This window comes from Streptomyces sp. NPDC002853 (genome assembly GCF_053591915.1).
In genome coordinates this window covers 41357-63974 of the sequence record NZ_JBSFUS010000020.1, presented here as the reverse complement: position 1 = coordinate 63974, position 22618 = coordinate 41357, and the positions used below count along the sequence as shown (strand labels likewise).

General features: G+C 71.5%; 17 protein-coding genes and 1 pseudogene. 7 read left to right on the top strand and 11 right to left on the bottom strand.

Going from position 1 to position 22618, the window contains the following annotated elements:
* Both ACWD02_RS39905 and ACWD02_RS39900 read right to left on the bottom strand, forming a co-directional pair.
* Entirely contained in the window at positions 1 to 1296 is a 1296-nt protein-coding gene (locus ACWD02_RS39905; RefSeq protein WP_451220926.1) for an acyltransferase domain-containing protein, read from the bottom strand.
* A gap of 236 nt (positions 1297 to 1532) precedes the next feature.
* Positions 1533 to 2942: a phytoene desaturase family protein gene (locus tag ACWD02_RS39900; RefSeq protein ID WP_451220923.1), complete on the bottom strand. Its 1410-nt coding sequence runs from the start codon at positions 2940 to 2942 to the stop codon at positions 1533 to 1535.
* Positions 2943 to 3040: 98 nt separating this feature from the next.
* Here ACWD02_RS39900 and ACWD02_RS39895 point away from each other — a divergent pair, with 98 nt between their 5' ends.
* Positions 3041 to 3637: a hypothetical protein gene (locus ACWD02_RS39895; RefSeq protein ID WP_451220920.1), complete on the top strand. Its 597-nt coding sequence runs from the start codon at positions 3041 to 3043 to the stop codon at positions 3635 to 3637.
* Here ACWD02_RS39895 and ACWD02_RS39890 read toward each other — a convergent pair.
* The 3 genes from ACWD02_RS39890 to ACWD02_RS39880 form a co-directional block, all read right to left on the bottom strand.
* Entirely contained in the window at positions 3573 to 4403 is an 831-nt protein-coding gene (locus ACWD02_RS39890; protein WP_451220917.1) for an inositol monophosphatase family protein, read from the bottom strand. The genes ACWD02_RS39895 and ACWD02_RS39890 overlap by 65 nt on opposite strands.
* Before the next feature lie 172 nt (positions 4404 to 4575).
* Positions 4576 to 6312, bottom strand: coding sequence for an alpha/beta hydrolase (locus ACWD02_RS39885; protein WP_451220973.1), 1737 nt, complete (start codon positions 6310 to 6312; stop codon positions 4576 to 4578).
* Between the two features lie 151 nt (positions 6313 to 6463).
* Positions 6464 to 8656 carry a hypothetical protein gene (locus ACWD02_RS39880; RefSeq protein ID WP_451220914.1) on the bottom strand — a complete coding sequence of 731 codons (2193 nt, stop codon included), beginning with the start codon at positions 8654 to 8656 and terminating at the stop codon, positions 6464 to 6466.
* A 105-nt stretch (positions 8657 to 8761) separates the two neighbouring features.
* Between ACWD02_RS39880 and ACWD02_RS39875 the strand changes: the two genes are divergently transcribed.
* From ACWD02_RS39875 to ACWD02_RS39865, 3 genes are all read left to right on the top strand, one after another.
* Positions 8762 to 9490 (top strand): CPBP family intramembrane glutamic endopeptidase, encoded by a 729-nt coding sequence (locus ACWD02_RS39875; RefSeq protein WP_451220911.1) that lies wholly within the window; start codon positions 8762 to 8764, stop codon positions 9488 to 9490.
* Between the two features lie 133 nt (positions 9491 to 9623).
* Complete coding sequence (locus tag ACWD02_RS39870) at positions 9624 to 10718, top strand: baeRF3 domain-containing protein (protein ID WP_451220908.1); 1095 nt, start codon at positions 9624 to 9626, stop codon at positions 10716 to 10718.
* 64 nt (positions 10719 to 10782) lie between these two features.
* Positions 10783 to 11457, top strand: coding sequence for a hypothetical protein (locus tag ACWD02_RS39865; RefSeq protein WP_451220905.1), 675 nt, complete (start codon positions 10783 to 10785; stop codon positions 11455 to 11457).
* Positions 11458 to 11475: 18 nt separating this feature from the next.
* On the opposite strand, the gene arcA is transcribed toward ACWD02_RS39865, so the two are convergent.
* Together arcA and ACWD02_RS39855 are read right to left on the bottom strand one after the other, a co-directional pair.
* Positions 11476 to 12738, bottom strand: a complete 1263-nt coding sequence (gene arcA, locus ACWD02_RS39860) for an arginine deiminase (protein ID WP_451220902.1) — start codon at positions 12736 to 12738, stop codon at positions 11476 to 11478.
* 58 nt (positions 12739 to 12796) lie between these two features.
* Positions 12797 to 14254, bottom strand: a complete 1458-nt coding sequence (locus ACWD02_RS39855) for a basic amino acid/polyamine antiporter (protein ID WP_451220899.1) — start codon at positions 14252 to 14254, stop codon at positions 12797 to 12799.
* Between the two features lie 187 nt (positions 14255 to 14441).
* Here ACWD02_RS39855 and ACWD02_RS39850 point away from each other — a divergent pair, with 187 nt between their 5' ends.
* Positions 14442 to 15497: a lipoate--protein ligase family protein gene (locus ACWD02_RS39850; RefSeq protein ID WP_451220896.1), complete on the top strand. Its 1056-nt coding sequence runs from the start codon at positions 14442 to 14444 to the stop codon at positions 15495 to 15497.
* Here ACWD02_RS39850 and ACWD02_RS39845 read toward each other — a convergent pair.
* The 3 genes and pseudogenes from ACWD02_RS39845 to ACWD02_RS39835 form a co-directional block, all read right to left on the bottom strand.
* The gene (locus tag ACWD02_RS39845; protein ID WP_451220893.1) at positions 15463 to 16050 is read right to left on the bottom strand and encodes a DUF4232 domain-containing protein; all 588 of its coding nucleotides are present in this window, start codon (positions 16048 to 16050) and stop codon (positions 15463 to 15465) included. The two genes, ACWD02_RS39850 and ACWD02_RS39845, sit on opposite strands and share 35 nt — an antisense overlap.
* Before the next feature lie 315 nt (positions 16051 to 16365).
* Positions 16366 to 17034 carry a response regulator gene (locus ACWD02_RS39840; protein WP_451220890.1) on the bottom strand — a complete coding sequence of 223 codons (669 nt, stop codon included), beginning with the start codon at positions 17032 to 17034 and terminating at the stop codon, positions 16366 to 16368.
* A gap of 437 nt (positions 17035 to 17471) precedes the next feature.
* Positions 17472 to 18563: pseudogene (locus ACWD02_RS39835) on the bottom strand (sensor histidine kinase); the annotation flags it as partial.
* Positions 18564 to 18862: 299 nt separating this feature from the next.
* Between ACWD02_RS39835 and ACWD02_RS39830 the strand changes: the two are divergent.
* Both ACWD02_RS39830 and ACWD02_RS39825 read left to right on the top strand, forming a co-directional pair.
* Complete coding sequence (locus tag ACWD02_RS39830; RefSeq protein WP_451220887.1) at positions 18863 to 19900, top strand: carboxymuconolactone decarboxylase family protein; 1038 nt, start codon at positions 18863 to 18865, stop codon at positions 19898 to 19900.
* Positions 19897 to 20781, top strand: coding sequence for a class I SAM-dependent methyltransferase (locus ACWD02_RS39825; protein WP_451220884.1), 885 nt, complete (start codon positions 19897 to 19899; stop codon positions 20779 to 20781). The genes ACWD02_RS39830 and ACWD02_RS39825 overlap by 4 nt, the downstream gene beginning before the upstream one ends.
* 22 nt (positions 20782 to 20803) lie before the next feature.
* On the opposite strand, the gene ACWD02_RS39820 is transcribed toward ACWD02_RS39825, so the two are convergent.
* On the bottom strand, positions 20804 to 22348 hold the full coding sequence (locus ACWD02_RS39820) for an NCS1 family nucleobase:cation symporter-1 (protein WP_451220881.1): 1545 nt from the start codon (positions 22346 to 22348) through the stop codon (positions 20804 to 20806).
* Between the last annotated feature and the right edge of the window lie 270 nt (positions 22349 to 22618).

Sequence of the window (22618 nt, the reverse complement as noted above, 5' to 3'; positions counted from 1 at the left end):
TCACCGCTGCTGTTCGCGCCGCAGGCCGGTGACGTACGCGGCCAGTTCGGCGACCGTGGCGTGGATCTCCGCGTTGGCGTCGTGGAACCTGTCCCCCAGGCCGTACTGCTGGAGCACGCGGTCCAGGAGCTCGGTCATCGTCAGGGAGTCGACGCCGAGGTCGGCCTGGAAGTCGGCGTCGTCGGTGACCACGTCCGCCGGGTACTCCAGCATCTCGGCGCACAGGGCGCGTACGTTCTCCAGGATCTCCGCGTCGGCTTCGGGAGCCACGGCGTCGTCCGGTGCGGGGGCGGAAGGCTTCTGCTCCACGGATGGCGCGGCGTCCGGGGTCGCGAGGGGGCCGAGCCGGGCGGAGAGGTCACCGGTCACCATGGCCTCGCGCAGCGGCGCGACCGTGACCACGGAGGGCAGGAATCCGGACACGATGCGGGTGAGGACGTCCAGCGCGCCGCACTCCACGAACGTGGTGACGCCCTCGGCGTGCAGCGCGCGCACCGCTTCGTCGAACCGCACCGGCTCGGTCATGTCCGACACCAACAGACCGATGACGTCGTCGTCGGCGGTGAGGTGTCGGCCGAGGCTCTGGGAATAGAAGAAGCCCTCGCGGGGCGCGGACATCGGTATGTCGCGCATCGCCGTGGCGTAAAGAGCGCCGGCTTCGGCGAGTTGGGGTACGTGGAAGAGGCCGGGGACATGCAGCCTGGAGGTGCGGATGCGGGCCTCGCGTGCCGCTTCCTGCAGCGTCATCAGGTCCGCGTCGGGACCGCTGATCACCGTCTGGTGCGGGGAGTTGTGCGCCGATACGGCCGACGTGCCGGCGTTCACCGAGGCAAGCAGCTTCTCGGCCCCTGCGGGGTCCGTGTTCACCGCCAGCATGCCGCCCGCGGGCGGCGGCGCCTTGCGCAGCGCCGCGTAGCGTTCGCAGACCGCCCTGACGGCGTCGGCCGGGGTGAGCACACCGGCGGCGGCCAGCGCCGCGACCTCGCCGTGGCTGTGCCCGATGACGTGGTCGGGCGTGATCCCGTACCGGTCCTCCAGGAGCGTCGCGAGGGCCAGGGAGGTCGCGAGGATCGCCACGTCGAGGCGCTCCGGCTCGGATTCGAGCAGCTTCCCCGACGTGGGGGCATCCGGCGAGAACAACAGCGGCTGCACCGGCTTGAGTTGGTACTCCGCGGTGACGGCGTCGATCTCGGCCACCCGGGCCGAGATGCGGTCGGCGTCCGCGCCGATGCCGGCGAAGGCGCCCGGCAGGTACGAGCCCTGGCCGGGGAAGAGGAACGCCACCCGACTGGTCATGTCATCGCCCTTTCGTTGGGATGGCCCGGGCCTGCTCCGCCCGGACAGCGCGAGCCGACGCGGCTCTGTGTCCCCTGCGGAACCCGACACCACAAGCGAAAGCCCCGTATACGGCAACAACGCGAGCGTATGAGCGGGCGATCAGCGCGTCAGCCCCTAACAGGACGGCGCGCGCCCCTAATCGACCGTGGGCGGATCTCTAGGGGCCGGTACCGCGGCCACCCCTGGGGCGCACGTCAGGGCGTACGCAACCTGCGCCAGACCGCCTTCGCGGCATTGTGCCCCGACATGCCGTGCACACCGGGTCCCGGGGGCGTCGCGGACGAGCAGATGAAGACGGCCGGATGCGCGGTGCCGTACGGGGAGAGGGAGAGCTTGGGGCGCAGCAGCAGTTGGAGGCCGCTGGCGGCGCCGCAGCCGATGTCACCGCCCACGTAGTTGGCGTTGCGGGCGGCGATCGTGGGCGGGCCCGCGGTGGCGCGGGCCAGCACGCGGTCGCGGAATCCGGGGGCGAAACGCTCCAGTTGGCGCTCGATGGCGTCGGTGAGGTCGCCGTCCCAGCCGTTCGGCACGTGGCCGTACGCCCAGAAGACCTGCTTGCCCGCCGGCGCGCGGGACGGGTCGACGACGCTGGGCTGCACGGTGATCAGGAACGGCGGGTCGGGCGCGCGGTTCTCGCGCGACGCGGCGTTCAGCGCGGCGCCGATCTCGGCGCTGCTGCCGCCGATCTGCACGGTGCCCGCCGCCCCGGCCTCCTTCGCCGTCCACGGGACGGGGCCGTCGAGGGCGTAGTCGATCTTGAATACGCCCGCGCCGTAGCGGTAGTTCTCATAGCTGTGCCCCAGGCCCGCGATGCGGGCAAGGGCGGTGGGCGAGGTGTCGAAGACGTACGCGCGCGCCGGCGGCAGGTCGTCCAGCCGCTTGACCTCGTAGTCCGTGTGGACCGTGCCGCCGAGGTCCTTCAGGTACGCGGTGAGCGCGTCCGAGATCGACTGCGAGCCGCCCCGGGCGACGGGCCAGCCGCGGGCGTGCGCGGCCAGCGCGAAGACCATGCCGACGGCGCCGGTGGCGATTCCGCCGAGCGGCGCCATGACGTGGGCGACGAGCCCGGAGAACAGGGCGCGGGCCCGGTCGTCGCGGAAGCGCCGCATCAGCCAGGTGGAGGGCGGCAGGCCGGTGAGGCCGAAGCGCGCGAGGGTCACGGGGTCGCGGGGCAGGGCCGTCGAGGGCAGCGCCATGAAGTCCCGCAGGATGTCGTCCCACTTGTTGACGAAGGGCTCGACGAGTCGTCTGTACGCCCCCGCGTCGCGCGCCCCGAACGAGGCGGCGGTCTCGGCGACGGAGCGGGCAAGCACGGCCGCGCTGCCGTCCGTGAAGGGATGCGCCATGGGCAGCTGCGGCTGGAGCCACTCCAGGCCGTACCGGTCCAGGGGCATGGTGCGGAACACCGGCGAGTTGATGCCCAGTGGGTGCGCCGCGGAACAGGGGTCGTGCCGGAACCCGGGAAGCGTCAGCTCCTCGGTCCGCGCACCGCCGCCCACGGTGGCCTTGGCCTCGAACACGGCCACCGAGAAGCCGCGGCGGGCCAGCTCGACGGCAGCGGTCAGACCGTTCGGTCCCGCCCCCACGATGACGGCATCAAGCATCGACGGCACCTTCGGACTCCTTTGTCAGCCGATGGCCTCTGCCGCCCAGGATAGGCCGGACCACCGACAGCGCCGTGGGCGCGGGTAGCCTCTGACGGGTGACGTCATGGTTCCGCCGCGCCGACGCGGGTTCCGAGGACTGGTTCGAGACAGGGCAGGACGGGATCGTCGTACGTCAGGCGTCCTTCCCCGGCCCGGCAGCACCGGCGTCCGTGGCGGCCTCGCGCGGCGAACTGGCCTGGACCCTCGCCAAGTTCGGACTGCTGACCGCGCAGCTCTACGGCGCGCGGTACGGCGTCCTGGCCCAGAGTCCCCTCGACGGAGGGGAGCCGGTCACCGAGGCGGAGTTCGATGCCGTGTGGCAGCGGGCCCGCCACCATCGGAACACCACGGCACCGGAGACGGGCGGGCCGCTCCCCCAGGGCACCCGCCTGACCGGCACGGTCGAGGCCCTGCCGTGGGGCCCGGGCGTGGTCGGGCTCTTCGTCGACCTGGGGCTGCCGCTCATGGGCTTCGTGGACCTGGTGCATCTCCCGCTCCGCGCGGAGGACTGGCCGCAGGCCGGCACCGTCACGGAGTTCGAGGTCACCACCGTGCGCTTCCACTTCGAGCCGCGCAACGCCCCGCAGATCAGGCTGCGTCCGACAGCAACCCCACCACCCGGTCGACCGTGGCCGCGTCCCGTCCTGCCGTGAACGGCAGCGTGTTGCCGCCCGCTATGCGGAAGGGCTCGCCCGAGACGGTCCGATTGCTGCCGCCGGCCTCGGCCACGAGCAGCAGACCCGCCGCGTGATCCCAGGCGAGCTCCCAGGAGAAGGCGACCGCGTCCAACTCCCCCCTGGCGATGGCGAGATACTCGAGCCCGGCCGAGCCGCAGGGCCGCGGGGCGACGCCCGGCACGCGCAGGCCCAGCAGCGCTTGCTTCTGCTCGGGCGTGGTGAAGTCCGGGTGCGAGGTCGCCACCTCGATGACCTCCCCGGGTGAACCGGCCACCAGCCGCTCTCCGTCGAGCCAGGCGCCCTTGCCGCGCAGGGCGACCGCCATCTCGTCGAGCGCCGGGGCGTACGTCCAGGAGGCGATCACCTCGCCGCGCCACGCCAGCGCGATCAGCATGCAGAATCCGGGGTCGCCGTGCACGAACTGCCTCGTGCCGTCCACGGGGTCGACGATCCACACCGGCGCGTCGGTGCCTATCGCCTCGTAGAGCGCGGGGTCCGCGTGGACCGCTTCTTCGCCCACGACCACGGAGCCGGGGAGCAGCGTGGTGAGTGCTTCCGTCAGCTGCTCCTCGGCGAGCCGGTCGGCCACCGTCACGAGGTCGTGCGGCCCGCTCTTCTGGACGACATCGCCCTCGGCGAGCTGCCGGAACCGCGGCATGACCTCGGCCGCCGCGGCCTTGCGGAGGGCTTCTTCGACATCGGGGACGCCACGTACAAGAAAGTCTTCGATCGCTTCGATCATGCATCCATGAGAGCACGCCGGACTGACAATCCGTACGGCCCAGGGAAAGGGGGCATGGATTCGAGATGAATCCCATGTGACCTGCCCTCCGGGCCCTCCCCCCATGTCAGTAGGGCGACTCACCTCAGCAGGGTGACGCCCTGTCTCTCAGTGGGGCGACGCCCTGTCCTCGTCAGTAGGGCGACTCCCTGTCCTCGATGTGGCGACGCAGGCGGGCCGTGTCGGCGTCCGTCCAGCCCTCGCGGGGGACGATCGCCGCCCAGCCGTCCACCGGGCCCGCCCCGTAGCGGTGGCCGTGGGGCGCCTCCACCCCGTAGGACACCGCCATGTCCACCGACGTCTGCCAGAAGGTGACCGCGGGGAACCAGCGGATCGCCGGGGTGATGTCCGGGCCCAGGGGATTCTCGAGCCACTCCGGGCGGTGGAGGAACAGGGCATGCGACCACCAGACGACCGGGTCCGAGGCGTTCTGCAGGTAGACGGCCCGGGGGCGCCCCCAGACCGCGGGAGGCCCCGGCCGCTTCAGGTCCCGCTCGGGGAACTGGGCGAACCGCACGTTTCTGCCGTCCTCGTACAGCGGCCGCCAGACCGGGCTTCCGGCCTCCCGGTGGTCGCGGATCTCCTGTGACATGGGGGCGAAGTTGGGTGTGCCGACCAGCAGCGCCCCGTCCGTCCGCGCCAGCAGGTCGTCCACGCCGTCGAAGGACGACTCGATCGCGAACCCGCCCAGGCTCTCCCCGGTCACGACGAGCTTGGGCCGGTCGTTCTCGGGCAGCTCGGACCACTTCGCGAGGACCGCGTCCACCAGCCGCCGCGTGGCCTGCGCCGCGCGCTCCTTGTCGACCAGGAAGGAGACCCAGCTGGGCAGGTAGCTGTACTGGACGGCGACGATGGCCGTGTCGCCGTCGTGCATGTACTCCAGGGGCTCGCTGATGTCGGCGTTGACCCAGCCGGTCCCCGTGGTCCCCGCGATCGCCAGCACGTCCCGCTCGAACGCACCGGTCCGCTCGAGCTCCCGCACGGCGAGCCGGGCCTTCGCCTCGAACGGGTCCCGGCTGCTGAAGGCCTCCGGCGCCGACGCGCTGACGTAGACGCGGACGGGGTCCTTCGCGGGCCTGCCCGTGTACGCGCCGATCTGCTGCTTCGTCGGCGTGGACCCCGCGAAGTTACGGCCCTGGAATCCGAGGTCCCGCCAGTGCAGGAGCGAGCCCGGCCCGCCCGAGACCAGTGGCGATTCCGGCCGCCGGATGCCTTCCTTGGTGCCGCCGTTCGTCGCGTACGCGATGCGGTCCGCGAGGTCGATGACCCCGCGTTTGAAGACGACGTCGCGCAGCCCGATCGTGACGATCAGCGCGCTCAGCGCGACGCCGAGTCCGATGGCGACGGGCAGCGGCACGAAGCGGTGCAGCCCGCGGATCAGCCTGCGTGCCCCCAGCCGGACACCACGGGCCAGGAGCAGGAACAGTGCCCAGAGCAGCACGGCGATCAGCATGATGACCGGTGTGTGCCAGGCCATCGACGGCGGTAGGCCCTGCAGCGCGCGCAGGCGCCGCTGCGAGTGGTCGCTCTCGGTGATCAGCCAGACGGTGAGGACGAGCCCGATCACCCAGTACGCCTGCCAGAGGTGAGCCCGCGTTCTCTCGCCCGGCCGCCACCGGAACAGCGCGCGGCAGAGGGTGGCGATCAGCGAGCCGATTCCGTAGCCGATGGCCGCGGTGATGCCGCCCACGACGCCCTGCAGGAACCAGGGGCGGGGCACCAGGGACGGCGTGAGCGAGAGCCAGAAGAAGACGGTGCCGAAGCAGACGGCGGTGAGGTCGGGCCAGCGCCGGACGAGGTGGGCTGGGTCGGGCCGCTCCCAGTACGGCCGCCTCGCGACCGCGCCGATCCGACCCGCGACCCGCCGCAGGGCCCTCCGAGCGGCCTTTCGCCAGGCGTCCGCACGTCCGGGCTCGCTCTTCGCCGAACGCCTCGGGTTCACCGCCACCTCCCGCTCACCCAAACCACCTATTCCACGCACACCTCGCAAACAGTACGCAGATGGCGCGGGCGCTGGCGCGCTAGCGCTCGGCGTTGAGTGCGTCGACCGCCCCCTTCGCGTCCCCGACGGTCAGGTAGTCGACGGCGACGAAGTTCACCGGCCTGCCCCGCTGCCGCTCGCAGTCGTGCACGCGGTCGAGCACCGCGTCGCGCCGGTTGACCGTGCCCGCGTCGAGGCGGCTGCCGCCGTCGATGGTGATGAAGTGGTTGAGCAGGAAGAGCCGCTTGTCGGAGCCGCCCCGGTGCGGGGCGCAGGTCATGTCCGCGGGGCTGCGGAAGGCGAACGGGGTCTCCATGCCGTACCGGTAGAAGTTGCGGTACCAGGCCTGCGGCCCGTCGGCGCGCTCGGCGAACACCACCAGGCGCCGGCCGCTGTCGATCATGTCGCCCAGTTCGGGCCACGGCTCTTCCGGGTCCGGGTCCGGCGTGAAGAGGAGGTCCGTGAGCCCCGCCTCCTCGAAGGCGTCCGCCGTCTCCTCGGCGCTGACGGCGTCCTGCACGATCAGCGTGACCACGTCGGTGGGATGGGCCCGCAGCCAGTCACCGGTCTCGCGCAGTGTCGGCACCAGGCCGATCGCCCCGGCCCTGCACACCGAGTGGCAGAGCCACAGGCCCTCGCGGGGCGGGTTGAACTTGTTGATGGCGGCCATGATCTGCCCCTGCAGGCGCGGCGAGAAGTCCGATCCCTCCAGGCGTCCGGCGATCTGCTCGGGCCCCTCCCAGGTGTAGGTGTCGATCTGCAGGGCGCGTACGCCGCCGTTCAGCTGGGCCGTGATGCCCGGGTCCTGGAGGGGCCCGATGAACTGGTCGGCCGTGGTGGACATCGCGTTGTGCGAGGTGAGCTGGGCGATCTCGTCGTACGGGCGGTCGCAGAGCCGTGCGCTGCCCTGACAGACCCGCGGTTCGGAGCGGCCGACCGCGAGGGGCGCGAGAAGCACGCTCCCGAGCGCGGCCCCCGCCACCCCGGCGGCGAGCAACTGGACCCGGCGCGGGCTGACCGCGACGGCCCCTCGCGCCTGCCACATCCAGCCGGCGGTGACGAGCAGCGCGCCCGCCGCGAGCAGGATGTACGCGGTCACGTTCGCCGTGCCGACGACACCGTCCAGGGCCGCGTTCCCCACGTCGTGGACGAGCCGCGACACGGACTCCGGCCAGGACGCGGGCAGATCGATCACCCCGTCGCCGGTGACCGCACGCGCGCACAGGACGGTGAGGCAGGTCAGGAGCCCACCCGCGGCCAGGGCCCAGCCGAGGCCCATGAGGCGGCGCGCGGGGGCCCGCGGGCCGGAGAACCACAGGTACGCCAGGGCGGCGACGCCGAGCAGGGTGGCGAGCGGTTCGACCACGCCCGTGGCGAGGTGCGTGACGGAGCGCGCGCGGTGCAGCGGGGCGAGCTCGTCCCGCGAGGTGTCCAGGTCGGCGGTGACGTCCCAGGTGTCGCCGCCCGCGGTCGCCCGCAGCTGCTCGGTGGCCAGGCGGGTGCGGTCGGAGACCGCCTCGGGTCCGACGGCGGCGAGCGCCGAGGCCACGTCACCGCTCTCCAGGGCCACCTCGACCTCTGGACGCAACGCGTCACGGCTGCGTTCGGGCACCGCCCGGAGCAGCGCGCGGGCGGCGGTGACGGCCTGCTCCCTGGACAGCTCGAAGGCCGGGAGCCCGGCGGGCGGCACTCCGGTGGTCACGGCCCGCGCGGCACCGTCGAGGTCCGTGAGGAAGGCGGCGAAGTCGGGTTCGGGCTTCCGCTGAACGGAGGCGACGAGATCACCGAAGTACGTCTGCGCCAGGGCACCGACATTGGTGAGCACCGGCCGCAGGTCGGCCGTGAGCCGAAGCGTCTCGTGGGTGCCGCGCAGATAGCCGGTCACTTCCTCGATCTGCCGGTCGGCCATGGCGCGCAAGGTCTCCGGGGGAAGCACGATCTTCAGGTTGGACGTCACCGCCGCTTCGGGGACCGGCAGCCGCCCCAGCAGGTCGCGGGCGACCGGGAGGCTCTGCGGGTCCACCAGGACCTCGTTGTAGAGGCGGTCGTAGGCGTCCTGGTCCTTCAGGACGCCTTGGTGGAAGGCGGGGCTGAGGACCGTGCCGCGCGCCGTTGCCGTGAGGGCCACGACCGCCACGCACAGCACCGCGACGACCCAGGCGAGGGGCCGCAGCAGGCGCGGGCGACCCAGGCGCGGGCGACTCGGGCGCGGGCGGGGCGCGCGCTCTTTCATGCCTTCAGGTTGAGTCCCTCCCGTACGTACGGCGACTCGGCCGCACACCCCCGGCGGCCCGTCCTTCCGGTCGCCGCGTGGGCCGGGCGCCCGCACGATGGACGGATGCACGCCCGCCCCGCCTCGCGGCTGTTGCGGCGTCCGGTCACGACGGCGACCGCGGTCACCGCCACCGTCGCCGTTCTCGTCCTCACCAACCTCGCGAACAACCGCTGGGCGCGGGACTGGAACCTCCCCGTCTCCCTCCTGGCCACCGCGGCGCTGCTCGCGATCGTGTACTGGTCCGGCGGGCGGTGGGCCGACGTGGGTCTCGCGCGCGGCACCCTGCTGCGCGGTCTGGGGTGGGCGCTGGCCCTGATCGGCGTCGTCGCCGCGGGGTACGCCGTGGGGGCCGCGCTGCCGGTCACCCGGGGTCTGTTCGAGGACCAGCGGCAGAGCGGCCTGGATGGCGGGGACGTCGCCCTGCGGGTGCTCGTGACCGTTCCGTTCGGCACGGTCCTGCTGGAGGAAGTGGCCTTCCGGGGTGTCCTGTTCGGTCTGCTCCTGCGTGCTCGCGGGCCCCTCGCCGCGACCTTGATCTCGTCGGGACTCTTCGGCCTCTGGCACATCCTGCCGTCGCTCGGGCTCGCCGACGCCAAGCCGGCGCTCGGCGGCGTCTTCGGGGACTCGGTTCTCGGCGTGATCGTCGTCGACGCCGGGGCCGTCCTCTTCACCGCCCTGGCGGGCTGCCTCTTCTGCGAACTGCGCCGCCGCAGCACGAGCCTGCTCGCCCCCATGGGGCTGCACTGGGCCACGAACGCCCTCGGGTACGTCTTCGGCTTCCTGCTGCGGTGAACCGGGCCCCCGCCGAAGCGCTGCCCCCGGGGGACATGCCACGGTCGGCGAACCGGCATATGGTGCATTTCATGGGCGTAAAACCCTCCTTGGAGTCTCCTCATCCACCGCCCCGCCCCGAAAGGGTCACTCCATGCATCCCTCCCTCAACCCGGCGGCCCTGGCCGAGCTGCGTCGGCCGCGCCCCTACCCCGCCGTCACGGTCCTGCTGCCGACCCACCGCAGGGAGCCGGACAACGCCCAGGACCCCGTGCGGCTGCGCAATCTGGTCGCCGAGGCCAAGGAGCGCCTGAAGTCCGACCCGGCCGTGGCCAGGGAGCAGCGGATCGAGGTGGCCGCGCAGCTGGACCGGGCGGTGGCCGAGATCGACCTGGTGCACGCCGAGGACGGGCTCGCCGTCTTCGCCGCCCCCGGCGAGCACCAGGTGTGGTCGCTGGCCAGGACCGTGCCGTCGCGCGTGGTCCTCTCGGACACCTTCCTGACGCGGAACGTCGTCGCGGCGCAGGCCGCCGAGCGTCCGTACTGGGTCCTCGCCGTCTCTGCCGACCGCGTCTCGCTGTGGAGCGGCACCCCGGAGCGGGTCGTCGAGCACACGGCGGACGGCTTCCCGCTGACCCGGAGCCTCGAAGATCCCGACGCCGAGCGCAAGGAGCGGATCGGCGACCTGCCGAGCACCTTCCGCGACGAGCACACCCGCAAGTTCCTGCGCGAGGCGGACCATGCCGCGGCCGCTGTGCTCCACGCTCATCCGCGCCCCCTGTTCGTGGCCGGGGAAACCCAGGCCCTCTCCCTCCTCGACGACGTCGGCACGGTCATCAAGGGAGCAACGCGGGTGCCGCACGGCGGCCTCGCGCACGGCCCCGCGGACGCGGTGTGGCAGGCGGCGCGCCCCTTCCTCACCACCCGGGAGAAGACCGAACTCGACTCCGTGGTGCAGGAGTTGGACGCGGCCCAAGGCCGCCGCCAGTACGCCGCCGGTCTCGACGAGGTCTGGCAGAACGTGACGACGGACCGGGTCCGCCTCCTCGCCGTGGAGGACACCTACCAGGCGACCGTACGCGACGACGGCGGGCATCTCGTGCCGGCCGACGGCGACGACTTCGACGCGGTGGACGACGTGGTCGACGACATCGTCGAGCGGGCCCTGGACACCGGCGCGCAGGTCCGCTTCGTGCCCGAGGGCACGCTCACCGGACGCGGCCGGATCGCCTGCGCCCTGCGGTACTGACGTCATCCCCACGCGACCCACGCGCCCCACACCCAGCACAGCATCAGGGAAAGGACCGCAGCCCATGAACCCCCTGCCGCCCCGCGGGAAGCGGCGCCCCACGCGCCGCACCCGTCCCGCGCACCGCAGGCCCGCGGTGTCCGCCGCCCTCACGCTCGCCGCCACGGTGACGGCCGCCGCCGCGCTCGTCTCGTGCAGCACCGAAAGCGACGCCCCGTCCGCCGAGGGCAGCAGGACGGTCAGCGAACGGCCGACGGCTCCGGACTCGTCCTCCTTCTCGAAGAAGACGGCGTCGCCGCTGAAGTCGCAGGCCTCGGAGGCCGCCGAGTCCGCCCGCGCCTCGGCGTCGAAGGCTGAGGCCTCCGCGTCCGAGCGCGCGGACGAGTTCGAGGCGTCCGTCTCCGCCGACACGGAACGGGCCAACCAGGCCGCCAAGGACGCCCTGAAGGGCGTCGACGGGCGGGGCAACGCGATGTCCGACGTCTCCATGACGGGCAAGCCCCGTTCCGAGACCGGCGGGGTGCTCGCCTCCGTGGTGACCTTCACCAACAGGACGGACAAGACGGCCGACTTCGCCGTGCAGGTCGACTTCGTCGACTCCTCGGGCAAGGTCGCGGAGACCCGCTACATCGGCACGGAGAACCTCGAACCGGGCAAGCGGGCCCAGCGGTACGCGATCAGCCACGAGCCCCCGGAGCCGAAGCTCTCCGCGAAGCTGGTCAAGGCCCAGCGGTACTGAACCCTCCCGGCGGCCGTCTCAGAAGTCCACCGCGTCGCGGACGAGCGGGCACGTCATGCAGTGCCCGCCGCCGCGGCCGCGCCCCAGTTCGGCGCCGACGATGGTGATGACCTCGACCCCTGCCTTGCGCAGCAGCGTGTTGGTCTGGGTGTTGCGGTCGTACGTGAAGACCACGCCCGGCTCCAGGGCGACGGCGTTGTTGCCGCTGTCCCACTGCTGCCGCTCCGAGGCGTAGACGTCCCCGCCCGTCTCGATGACGCGCAGCTCGGGCAGGCCGAGCGACTTGGCGACCACGTCGACGAACGCACGCGATCCCTCGTCCGTGATCTCGACGCCTGCCGCCTTGTCGCTGGGGCGCAGCGTGAAGGAGTGCACGGCGTCCATGATCTTCGGGTAGAGCGTGACGATGTCGCGGTCGGCGAAGGTGAAGACGGTGTCGAGATGCATCGCGGACCGCAGCTTGGGCATGCCGGCGACGATGACCTGCTCGGCCGCGCCGTTCTTGAAGAGCGCGGACGCGACCTGCGTGATGGCCTGGCGCGAGGTCCTCTCGCTCATGCCCATCAGGACGACGCCGTTGCCCACGGGCATGATGTCGCCGCCCTCGAACGTCGCCTGCCCCCAGTCGAGTTCGGGGTCGCCCCACCACACCGTGGCGCCGGTGAAGTCGGGGTGGAAGCGGTAGACGGCCTTCATCAGGAGCGTCTCGTCGTGCCGGGCGGGCCAGTACAGCGGATTGAGCGTGACACCTCCGTACAGCCAGCACGTGGTGTCGCGGGTGTAGAGGGTGTTGGGCAGCGGCGGCATCAGGTATTCGCGTACGCCGGTGGATTCCCGTACGAGGGCCGCGTATCCGGAGCGGAACTCGTCCGGCAGATCGGCGGTGGCCAGGCCGCCGATGAGGTACTCGGCGAGCTGCCGGGGCTCCAGCGTCTCCAGGAAGGCGCGGGTGTCGTCGATGAGGCCGGGGCCGACCTCGTTCGCGGTGATCTTCCGGTCGAGGAGCCAGGTCCTGGCCTCGGGAAGCGCCACGGTCTGGGCGAGCAGGTCGTGCAGTTCCACGACCTCGACGCCGCGCTGCTGCAGCTTGATGACGAAGTCGGCGTGGTCGCGCTGGGCGTTCTCCACCCACATGACGTCGTCGAAGAGCAGGTCGTCGGCGTTGGTGGGAGTCAGCCTGCGGTGCGCGAGACCGGGCGCGCAGACCAGGACCTTGCGCAGCCTGCCGACCTCGGAGTGGACACCGAACGTCGGTGCGGCGGGGTTGTCGTGGCTGGTCACGGTGCGCCTTTCGGTCGGTGGCAACTGGGGGCGATGGCCGCGGAGGGCCGGTGGCCGGTCAGAGTTCGATCCAGCCCACCGCGAGGGCGATCACGCCCACGGCGGCGCCCGCGATCGAGACGGCGCAGATGACGGCCTCGCGGGGGGAGAACAGGCGCCGGTTCTGTTCCCGCCGGGCCTTGATGAACAGGAGCGTCGCGGGGGCGTAGAGGATGAAGGAGACCAGGACGAACTTGAGCCCGGCGGCGTACAGCAGGAACGCCGTGTAGAGCGTGGCGATCACCGCGATCACCAGTTCCTTGCGGGTGCTGCGCCCGGCGACGTCCGCACGGCCGTACCCCAGGCCGATCCTGACGGCGAAACCGGCCGCGAGCAGGAACGGGATCAGGCTCAGCGCGCTGGTCAGGTCGAGCGCGAAGTTGAACGCGTCGTCGGAGAACATCGTGACGACCAGGACCACCTGGCTCAGCGCGGTGGTCATCAGGAGCGCGGGTACCGGCACGTCCTCGGAGGTGGCCTTCCGCAGGAAGCGGGGCATGTCGTCGTCCTTCGCGGCGACGAAGAGCACTTCCGCCGCCATCAGCGTCCAGGCGAGGTAGGCACCGAGCACGGAGACGATGAGTCCGACGCTGACGAAGACCTTGCCCCAGGTGCCGACGGCCTCCTCCAGGACGCCCGCCATGGAGGGCTGGCGCAGCTCGGCGATCTCCGCCATCGGCATGATCCCGTACGACACGATGGTGACGGAGGCGAAGACGGCGAAGACGCTGAGGAAGCCCAGGATCGTGGCCCGGCCGACGTCCTCACGGCGCTTGGCGTGCCGGGAGTAGACGCTCGCGCCCTCGACCCCGAGGAAGACGAAGACGGTGGCCAGCATGGTGCCGCGCACCTGGTTGAACAGTGATCCCGCGTAGTCGGCGCCGCCGAAGTTGTCCGCGAACACGGAGGGCTTGAAGAGGAACAGCGCCAGGATCACGAAGACGAGGATGGGCACGATCTTGGCGACGGTGACGATCCTGTTGATGGCCGCCGCCTCCTTGACCCCGCGGCGGATCAGCAGGAAGAACGCCCATAGGCCGAACGAGGAGAGGACCACGGCGAGGAGGGTGTCGCCGTCGCCGAGGGCCGGCCAGATGGCGCCGACGGTCGACATGATGAGCACCCAGTAGGTGACGTTGCCGACGCACGCGCTGGCCCAGTACCCGAAGGCGGAGAAGAAGCCGAGGTACTCGCCGAACCCGGCTTTCGCATAGGCGTACACACCGGCGTCCAGGTCCGGTCTGCGGACGGCGAGGGCCTGGAAGACGAACGCGAGCATCAGCATGCCCGTACCGGCGATGGCCCAGGCGATCAGCGCGCCCGCGACTCCGGTCTCCTGGGCGAACCGCCGTGGCAGCGAGAAGACTCCCGCGCCGACCATCGATCCGACGACCATCATCGTCAGCGTCGTGAGGGTCAGCTTGACGGCCGGTGACGCACCGCCCTTGGCCTGGTCACTCGTCTCTGCGTGGCTCATGGACTCCCCGTCAGCTCCCGTCAGGGCCGGCGCCGAGGGACGTCTGACCACCCTGTGCGGGAATCTATCCCTAGTGGGTCGAGTTGTCCTGATATGAAATCGCAGGCCGGCGGTGTTCGCGATTCGGTCGGCGTTCGCGAGGGAGTCAGGCCCGGTTCGCGAGGACCCGGGCCCGGAGGGAATCAGAGTGCACGGTGAGTACAAGGTCCCCGGCGGCAAGCTCGTCGTCGTGGACCTGGAGGTCGAGGACGGCGCGCTGCGGCACGTACGGGTGGCGGGGGACTTCTTCCTGGAACCAGACGAGGCATTCGAGGCCCTGAGCCATGCCCTGGAGGGCGCCCCCGCCGACACCGACGCCGCGGGCCTCGCCGCCCGCGTCGACGCTGCCCTCCCCGAGAACGCCGTCCTGTACGGCCTTACGTCGGAGGGAGTGGGCATCGCGGTGCGCCGCGCCCTGGCGCACGCCACCGACTGGACCGACTACGACTGGCAGCTGATCCACGAGGCGCCGCAGTCCCCCGCCCTGCTCATGGCCCTGGACGAGGTACTCACCGAGGAGGTCGCCGCGGGGCGCCGCCCGCCGACACTGCGCGTGTGGGAGTGGGCATCCCCGGCGGTCGTCATCGGCAGCTTCCAGTCGCTGCGCAACGAAGTGGACCTGGCGGGCGCCGAGCGGCACGGCATCGAGGTGGTACGCCGGATCAGTGGTGGCGGCGCCATGTTCTGCGAGCCGGGCAACGCCATCACCTACTCGCTCTCGGTCCCCGACTCCCTCGTCCAGGGCCTGTCCTTCGCCGACAGCTACGCCTATCTGGACGACTGGGTGCTCGACGCCCTCGGCGACATGGGCATCAAGGCGTGGTACCAACCGCTCAACGACATCGCCACCGACGCCGGCAAGGTCGCGGGCGCCGCCCAGAAGCGGGTCGCCGGCGGGCACGGCGCCGTCCTGCACCACGTGACCATGTCGTACGACATCGACGCGGAGAAGATGGTCGAGGTACTCCGCATCGGCCGCGAGAAGCTTTCGGACAAGGGCACGAAGAGCGCCAAGAAGCGCGTGGACCCGCTGCGCCGCCAGACGGGCCTGCCCCGCGAGGCTGTGATCGAGCGGATGCTCGACTCCTTCCGCACGCGGTACGGCCTGACCGCGGGCAAGGCCACGGACGAGGAGATGGCCCGGGCCCAGGAGCTCGCCCGGACGAAGTTCAGCTCGCCGGAGTGGACGGCGCGGGTGCCGTAGTCCTGGGCCTGTTCGTCTCGTCCGCCGGGCTGCGCTGCCATGCGGTCGTGCCGATACGTCCGGTGTTGCCGAGGTCGATCCGGCCCTCCGGGGTCACGGTCCCGGGGCGGGCCCCCGGGGCCGGGGTGACCTTCAGATAGGTGCCGCTGACGGCGGTCGTCGTCGTGTCGGTGACGGTGTTGCGCCAGACGACCACGGTGTAGGCCGCCTCGCCCTGCTTGAGCGTGACGGAGTGGCGCGGGCCGGGGTCGTCGTCCCTTGCCATGATGGGCTCGGTCCCTTCGAGTACCTGCACGTCGAGGGGCTCCCGGTGCTCGTCGAGGACCCGCATCTTCGGGTACCCCTTCAGGCGGTAGGTGTCCTTGCCGCAGTTGGTCAGGGTCACGCTCATCGCGCGCAGCCCCATGGCGGGGCTGACCATGCCCGCCTCGATGCGGACCCCGGACGCCGGGCAGGAGGGCGAGGCCACGTCGGCATCGGGCACTTCCTGCGGCCCCGTCTCGACGGGGGCCTCCGTCGGCGAGTCAGGGCCAGGGTCAGGGGAGGCGGACATGTGGTCCGCCGTGGCGGACCGCCCATCCTCGGCAGGCGCGGCACGCGCGGGATCCCTCTCCCGCTCGAACTCCTCCGAGAGCCCACACCCGGAAGCGAGCAGAGTCACTGCCGCGAGGAGGGCAACGGGTCTGACCCGGACGATGCGTCTGACCCGGGCGACGTCTCTGCCTCGAGCGACGTGTCTGAGCGGTATGCCGGTCACGCGGAGATCATGCCATGACCATAGATTCCCCCTTTCTGTCCCGGAGATTTTCCTCTGTCGGAGACCTGTCTCTGTCCCGGAGATCCGTCCCGGAAAGTTTCGGCACCCGTCTTACGGCGTCGCGTTGCGTGCCGCCACGAGTCCCGACTCGTAGGCGAAGACGACCAGTTGGGCCCGGTCGCGCGCCCCGAGCTTCGTCATCGCCCTGCTCACATGCGTCTTCGCCGTGAACGGGCTGATCACCATGTGCTCGGCGATCTCCTCGTTCGTCAGCCCGCGCGCGGCCAGCGCGGTGACCTCCCGCTCCCGCCGGGTGAGGTTCTCCAGGCCCGGCGCGGTGGCCCGGTCCGGCGGCCGCGCGACGAACTCACCGATCAGCCTGCTGGTCACCGAGGGCGAGAGCAAGGAGTCCCCGCGCGCGACGATCTCGATGCCGTGCAGCAGGTCGGCGGGCTCCGTGTCCTTGAGCAGAAACCCACTGGCCCCGGCACGCAGGGCGTCGAAGACGTACTCGTCGAGGCCGTAGTTGGTGAGGATCACGACGCGTACGCCGCTGAGGCGGGGGTCGGCGGCAATCCGGCGCGTCGCCTCGATCCCGGTCATCACCGGCATCTGTACGTCTATGAGCGCCACGTCAGGCATGCACTCCCGCACGAGCTCGATCCCGCGCTCCCCGTCAGCGGCCTCCCCCACCACCTCGATGCCGTCCTCGGCTTCGAGCAGCGCACGGAACCCGGCGCGCATCAACGCCTGGTCGTCGATGAGCACCACCCGGATCACCCGCCCTCCCCCGAGAGCCCGGCCTCAGCGGCCACCGCCGCCTCAGGTGCCCCACCTCGGGGATCCCCGTCCCAGGGTGCCCCACCTCGGGGATCCCCGTCCCTGGGAGCCCCACCTCGGGGTGCCTCATCTCGGGGATCCCCGTCCCTGGGAGCCCCACCTCGGGGATCCCCATCTCGGGGAGCCCGGTCCCTAGGAGCCCCACCTCGGGGTGCCCCATCTCGGGGAGCCCCACCTCGGGGTGCCCCATCTCGGGGAGCCCCATCTCGGGGAGCCCCACCTCGGGCTGCACCACCTCGGGGAGCCCCGTCCCGCCCTTCGCCCCCTGCCCCGACTCCCCCAGCGGCCGCCGGCGACCTCCGCGACTCCTGCGTCTCGCGCGTCTCGCGCGGCTCCCGCGGCTCCTGCGGCTCCCGCGCAACCAACGAGCCCCATTCCAGCGGCAGTTCAGCCCGCACCAGAAATCCCCCCTCAACCCTCGGCCCCGCCCGCAGCGTCCCGCCCAGGGAGGCAACCCGCTCCCGCATCCCCGTGAGCCCGGTCCCCTCCACCGGCGGCCGCCCCGCATCGGCGACCCCGTCGTCCTCCACCCGCACCCCCAACACCCGCTCCCCGAAGTCGAGCCCGACCACCACCTTGGCAGAGCCCCCCGCATGGCGTGCCGCATTGGTGAGGCCCTCCTGCACGATGCGGTACGCGGCCCTCTCCAGGTCACCGGCCAGCGTCCGCTCCCTGCCCCGCACCGTCAGCTCCACCGCGAGCCCGGCCGCCCGCGCGCGCTCGACGAGCAGCGCCGGGCTCCTCGTCGGCTCGTCCGTGCGCAGCACGGTGAGCGTGGACCGCAGTTCACGCATCGCCTCACCGCTCGCCTCCTGGATGGCGAGCAGCGCCGGCGGTATCTCCTCGCCCCGCTTCCGGGCGAGGTGGACGGCGACTCCCGCCTGGAGCTTGACGATCGAAATGCTGTGCGTCAGCGAGTCGTGCAGTTCGCGCGCGATCCGCAGCCGCTCCTCGCCCGCCCTGCGCAGCGCCGCCTCCTCGCGGGTCCGCTCGGCCTCCAGGGCCCGCTGCTCGGTCTGGCGCAGATACGCCTGCCAGTTCTTGTCGGCGAGGCCCGTGACGAGGGCGCACAGGAACCAGCCGGCCAGCAGCAGTGTCCACTGCACGACGTCGTCCGACGCATCCCCCGCCACCGCGAAGCCCGCCAGGAACACCCCGGCTGCGACAGCAGCAAGGCCCCGGTGGGCTGCTCGGGCGGCCGTGTGCACGGCCGCGACCACCGGAATCGCCGCGACACTGCTCGCGCCCCCGTACAACACCTCGACGAGCAGGCAGACCGTGGTGACGGCGAGCACGATGCGCGGCGCTTTCCGATGCGCGGCAAGGGCAAGCGAACCCGCCCCTATAAGTGCGTAGTCGAAGAACCCCGCTCCGCCTTCGCCCAGGCCCACCGCGAGCGCGACTATCACGCCCACCACGACCGCGAGCACCGCATCACCGATCCACGCCTGCCGCAAGCGATTCCGCATTCGGTTCCGCATCCGCTCGCGCATGTTCACCTGCCCCGCCGATCTCCCCGCCCGGTCCGCCGTCATCTGTGCCCCCGCACCACTCGCAGCCCTGCACCCCTCGCATCCCCCGTCGCGGCGCATCCCCCGCCGTGTTCAGAACTTTAGAGGCCGCCGCCGACAACCGCGTCACCCCAGCAGACCGCTCCGGCACTACTCCCCGTGTAGTAGTCGCGGGCCTGACCGGCCCCGGCGACGTACCCCCAACTGCCTTCCGGTGGACGACGACCCGAGGCACCCGGCGCCCCGACCATCGGGGCATGGCAACTTACCGATACACCGACCCAGTACTCGCGAAGTCCGCGACCGGCAGGACCGCCGACGCCTACGCACAGATGGCAGAGGACTTCGGCATCGCGGAGCCCGCGCCGCTGGTCGCCCTCAGCCCCGCGCCCGAACTGTTCACCGCCGCCTGGGCCTTGCTCCGCGAGTCCCTGCTGGCCGGCGGCGACGAGGCGTTCGGCAGCGGCGGCACGACCCGCACCGACCGCGAGCTGGTCGCCGTGGGCGTCTCGCTCGCCAACCGCTGCCCGTTCTGCGTGAGCGCGCACACGATGATGCTGCACGCCACCGGCGACCACCGCGTGGCCGAGCGGGTGTTGCGAGGCGAGCAGCCGGAGGATCCGGCGCAGGCGAGGCTGCTCGCCTGGGGCAAGGCCACCCGGGCACCTCGGGCGCCGGAGCTGGTCGCGCCGCCGTTCCCGCGCGCCCACGCCCCCGCGCACATCGGCACCGCGCTCACGTTCCACTTCATCAATCGCGTCGCGTCGTCGCTGATCACCGAGAAGATACTGCCGTGCAACGCGCAGCGCTTCCGGGCGGTGCGCTCGATCGGCGGCCGCACCCTCCAGAAGACCGTGCGCCGCTCCTGTACCCCCGGCGACTCACTCGCCCTGCTCGACGACCCGCAGCCCGGACCTGCCTGGGCCGCCGGCACGCCCATCGGTTCCGCCTACTCCGCGCTGCGGGACGCGGCGATGAGGGGCGCGGGGCTCTTGGACGAGGCCGACCGGGCGCTCGTGGAGGCGACGGTGTCCGCGTGGGACGGCGCGCATCCGCCGCTGTCCTGGCAAGCCCTCCCCGATCGCGCGTCCCGGCCGGGAGCTCGGCTCGCGCTGCTCGCCGCGCTCGCTCCGTACCGCATCACCGACGAGGACGTGTCGGCCTGGAAGAAGCCGCCGTTCAGCGACCACTGCCTTGTGCACCTGATCTCCTTCGGCGCCTTCACCGCCGTCGACCGCATCGAAACCGTCCTCGCGGCCCAGCACTCCGCCCACCACGCCAGGGAGGCGTCATGACCACAGAGACGTCAGCGAGCCCCAACTCCCGTCAGGTCAAGGCCTGGAACGGCCCCGTGGGCACCCACTGGGCCACCCACCATGAGCGGTACGACGCCATGCTGTCCGGGGTGAACGACGCCCTCTTCGAAGCCGCGGCCATCGGCGCCGGCGACCGTGTCCTGGACATCGGCTGCGGCGCGGGCGTCACCACCCGCATCGCGGCCCGTCGCGCCGCCCACGGGCACGCGGCGGGGGTCGACATCTCGGCGCCGCTCCTCGACCGTGCCCGTGCGAGCACGAAGGCCGAGGTCATCACGAACGTGGCGTACGAACAGGCCGACGCCCAGTTCCACCCCTTCCCCTCGGCCGGGTACGACGTCGCGATCAGCCGTGGCGGAGTGATGTTCTTCGCCGACCACACCGCCGCGTTCACGAACATCGCCCGTGCGCTGCGTCCCGGAGGGCGGCTGGTGTTCGTCTGTCCGCAGCCCGTCGGCCAGGGGACCGAGGAGGCCCGGGCGCTCGGCCTCTTCGCCAAGCTCCTCGCGGAACCTGCGGATGAGGCAGGCCCCGAGCAGAGCGCGGAGGCCGGAGCACCCGAAGCCATGGCTGACGCTGCCGCGGCGCACACCGCCATGGCCTCGCTGTCGGACCCGGCCCGTATACGTGAGGTGCTCACCGCCTACGAGAACGTGACGGTGACTCCTGTGCCGGTGGAAACGGTCTGGGGCCAAACCCCCGCAGACGCGGTCGACTTCATGCTGTCGCGCACCCCCGGCAGGACGGTCACCGCGAAGAAGCGCACCTCCCTGGAGGAGGCGTTCCGGCCCCACGCGACCGAGTACGGCGTGCGGATGCGAGCGGGGGTGTGGCTGGCGACAGCGGAACGCCCGGCCTAAGCCTGCCAGCCTGCCAGTTCCATCAACCCCGCCGCCTCCCCGCCGCCATCAACCCCACGTAGACGACCAGCGCCGAGGTCAGCCCGATTGCCCACCCGTAGTCCGCGAGTGGCTTCAGTGCGGGGATCAAGCCCTCCTCCGGGAACGGCCCCTTCCCCGGCTCCGAATGCGAGCCGCCCACGGCGAGCACACCCCCGACCAAGAAGGCGGTGACGGCACGCAAGTTCCATCCGCCCGTGTACCAGTAGCGCCCTTCGGGGCGGTAGAGATCGGCAAGGTCGAGGGCTGTCCGGCGCACCACCCAGTAGTCGGCGATCAGGATGCCCGCAACCGTGCCCAGCAGCCCGCCCACGACACCGAGCCAGACGAAGATGTAGAGCTCGGGCGTCTCGATCAGCTTCCACGGAAAGATGACCACACCCACGACACCGGTGATCAGCGCGCCCGTGCGGAAGTTGATGAACTTCGGGGCGAGGTTCGCGAGGTCGTACGCGGGTGAGACGACATTGGCCGCGATGTTCACGGAGATTGTGGCGACCAGGACGGTAACCAGGGCGTAGAGGAGACCGAAGACGTTGTCGGCCTTGGCGGCCAGGTCGACGGGCTCCCAGATCGGCTCGCCGTACACCGCTTGCGAACCGGAGGTGACCAGGACAGAAAGGAGCGCGAAGGCTGTCATGGTGGTCGGAAGGCCAAGTGTCTGGCCCCAGACCTGCGCCCGCTGCCCCTTCCCGAACCGGGTGAAGTCGGGGATGTTCAGGGACAGCGTGGACCAGAAGCCGATCATGCCCATCAGGGCGGGGAAGAACACCGGCCAGAAGTCGCTGCCCCAGCCCAGCGTGGACGGCTGGTCGAGCAGCGGACCGAAGCCGCCCGCCTTGTCCGCGATCCACACGAGCAGCACCACGGCGCCGACGAGCACGAAGGGCGCCGCCCAGTTCTCGAAGCGACGCAGCGCCTCCATTCCCCGGTAGATGATGGCCAGTTGGAGGGCCCAGAAGAGCACGAAACAGAGCCACAGCGGCCACGGGTAGCCGCCGATGCGGGACTCGTCGCTCCACGCGCCGTCGAAGACCTGGTTGAGCAGGACGTAGATCCCCTGGCCGCCGATCCAGGTCTGGATGCCGAACCATCCGCAGGCCACGGCGGCCCTGATCAGCGCGGGCAGGTTCGCCCCGCGCAGACCGAAGGAGGCACGGGCCAGGACGGGGAACGGTATGCCGTACTTCGGGCCCGCGTGCCCCGTCAGAAGCATCGGCAGCAGCACGATCACATTGGCGACGGCGATGGTGAAGACGGCCTGGCGCCAGTCCATGCCGAGTGCGACCAGGCCCGAGGCGAGCGTCCAGGAGGGGATGTTGTGGGCCATGCCGACCCACAGGGCGGCGAAGTTGTAGGTGGACCAGTGGCGTTCGGCGAGGGGAATGGGCTTGAGGTCGTCGTTGGCGAAGCGGCTGTGCTCCGGAAAGGCTCCGGGACGCAGTTCGACGCGGCCGTCGTCGGCGACGGTCTGGGAGTTGTCGCCGGGTTCCGCGGCGGCCGGCCCCGTGGGGACGGGGCCGGTCACGCGGCGGGCAAAACGGTCTGCGGCACACGTCCGAAATTCATGCCCAGGCTCCTTACTCGGGTCACCGCGGATGGAAGGCGGGTCAACTCAGGTCAGGTACTGGTGGTGGTACTGGTACCGGCAGGTGCTGGAGAGTCCTCAGATGTGGCCTCCCCGCCGGTTTCCCCGACCGGCGGTGCCGACAATCCTGCGCCCGGTCGGCCGGATCGCGCCAGCGGTGTACCCCAACTACCTTGGTCCGCATGATCAATCGTGGTGCGTCGCTGCCAT

Bases quoted from the DNA above. Each gene is read 5' to 3' on its own strand.
- ACWD02_RS39905 (WP_451220926.1), bottom strand. From the start codon at position 1,296: ATGACCAGTCGGGTGGCGTTCCTCTTCCCCGGCCAGGGCTCGTACCTG.
- ACWD02_RS39900 (WP_451220923.1), bottom strand. From the start codon at position 2,942: ATGCTTGATGCCGTCATCGTGGGGGCGGGACCGAACGGTCTGACCGCT.
- ACWD02_RS39890 (WP_451220917.1), bottom strand. From the start codon at position 4,403: ATGATCGAAGCGATCGAAGACTTTCTTGTACGTGGCGTCCCCGATGTC.
- ACWD02_RS39880 (WP_451220914.1), bottom strand. From the start codon at position 8,656: ATGAAAGAGCGCGCGCCCCGCCCGCGCCCGAGTCGCCCGCGCCTGGGT.
- ACWD02_RS39875 (WP_451220911.1), top strand. From the start codon at position 8,762: ATGCACGCCCGCCCCGCCTCGCGGCTGTTGCGGCGTCCGGTCACGACG.
- ACWD02_RS39870 (WP_451220908.1), top strand. From the start codon at position 9,624: ATGCATCCCTCCCTCAACCCGGCGGCCCTGGCCGAGCTGCGTCGGCCG.
- ACWD02_RS39865 (WP_451220905.1), top strand. From the start codon at position 10,783: ATGAACCCCCTGCCGCCCCGCGGGAAGCGGCGCCCCACGCGCCGCACC.
- ACWD02_RS39855 (WP_451220899.1), bottom strand. From the start codon at position 14,254: ATGAGCCACGCAGAGACGAGTGACCAGGCCAAGGGCGGTGCGTCACCG.
- ACWD02_RS39845 (WP_451220893.1), bottom strand. From the start codon at position 16,050: ATGTCCGCCTCCCCTGACCCTGGCCCTGACTCGCCGACGGAGGCCCCC.
- ACWD02_RS39830 (WP_451220887.1), top strand. From the start codon at position 18,863: ATGGCAACTTACCGATACACCGACCCAGTACTCGCGAAGTCCGCGACC.
- ACWD02_RS39825 (WP_451220884.1), top strand. From the start codon at position 19,897: ATGACCACAGAGACGTCAGCGAGCCCCAACTCCCGTCAGGTCAAGGCC.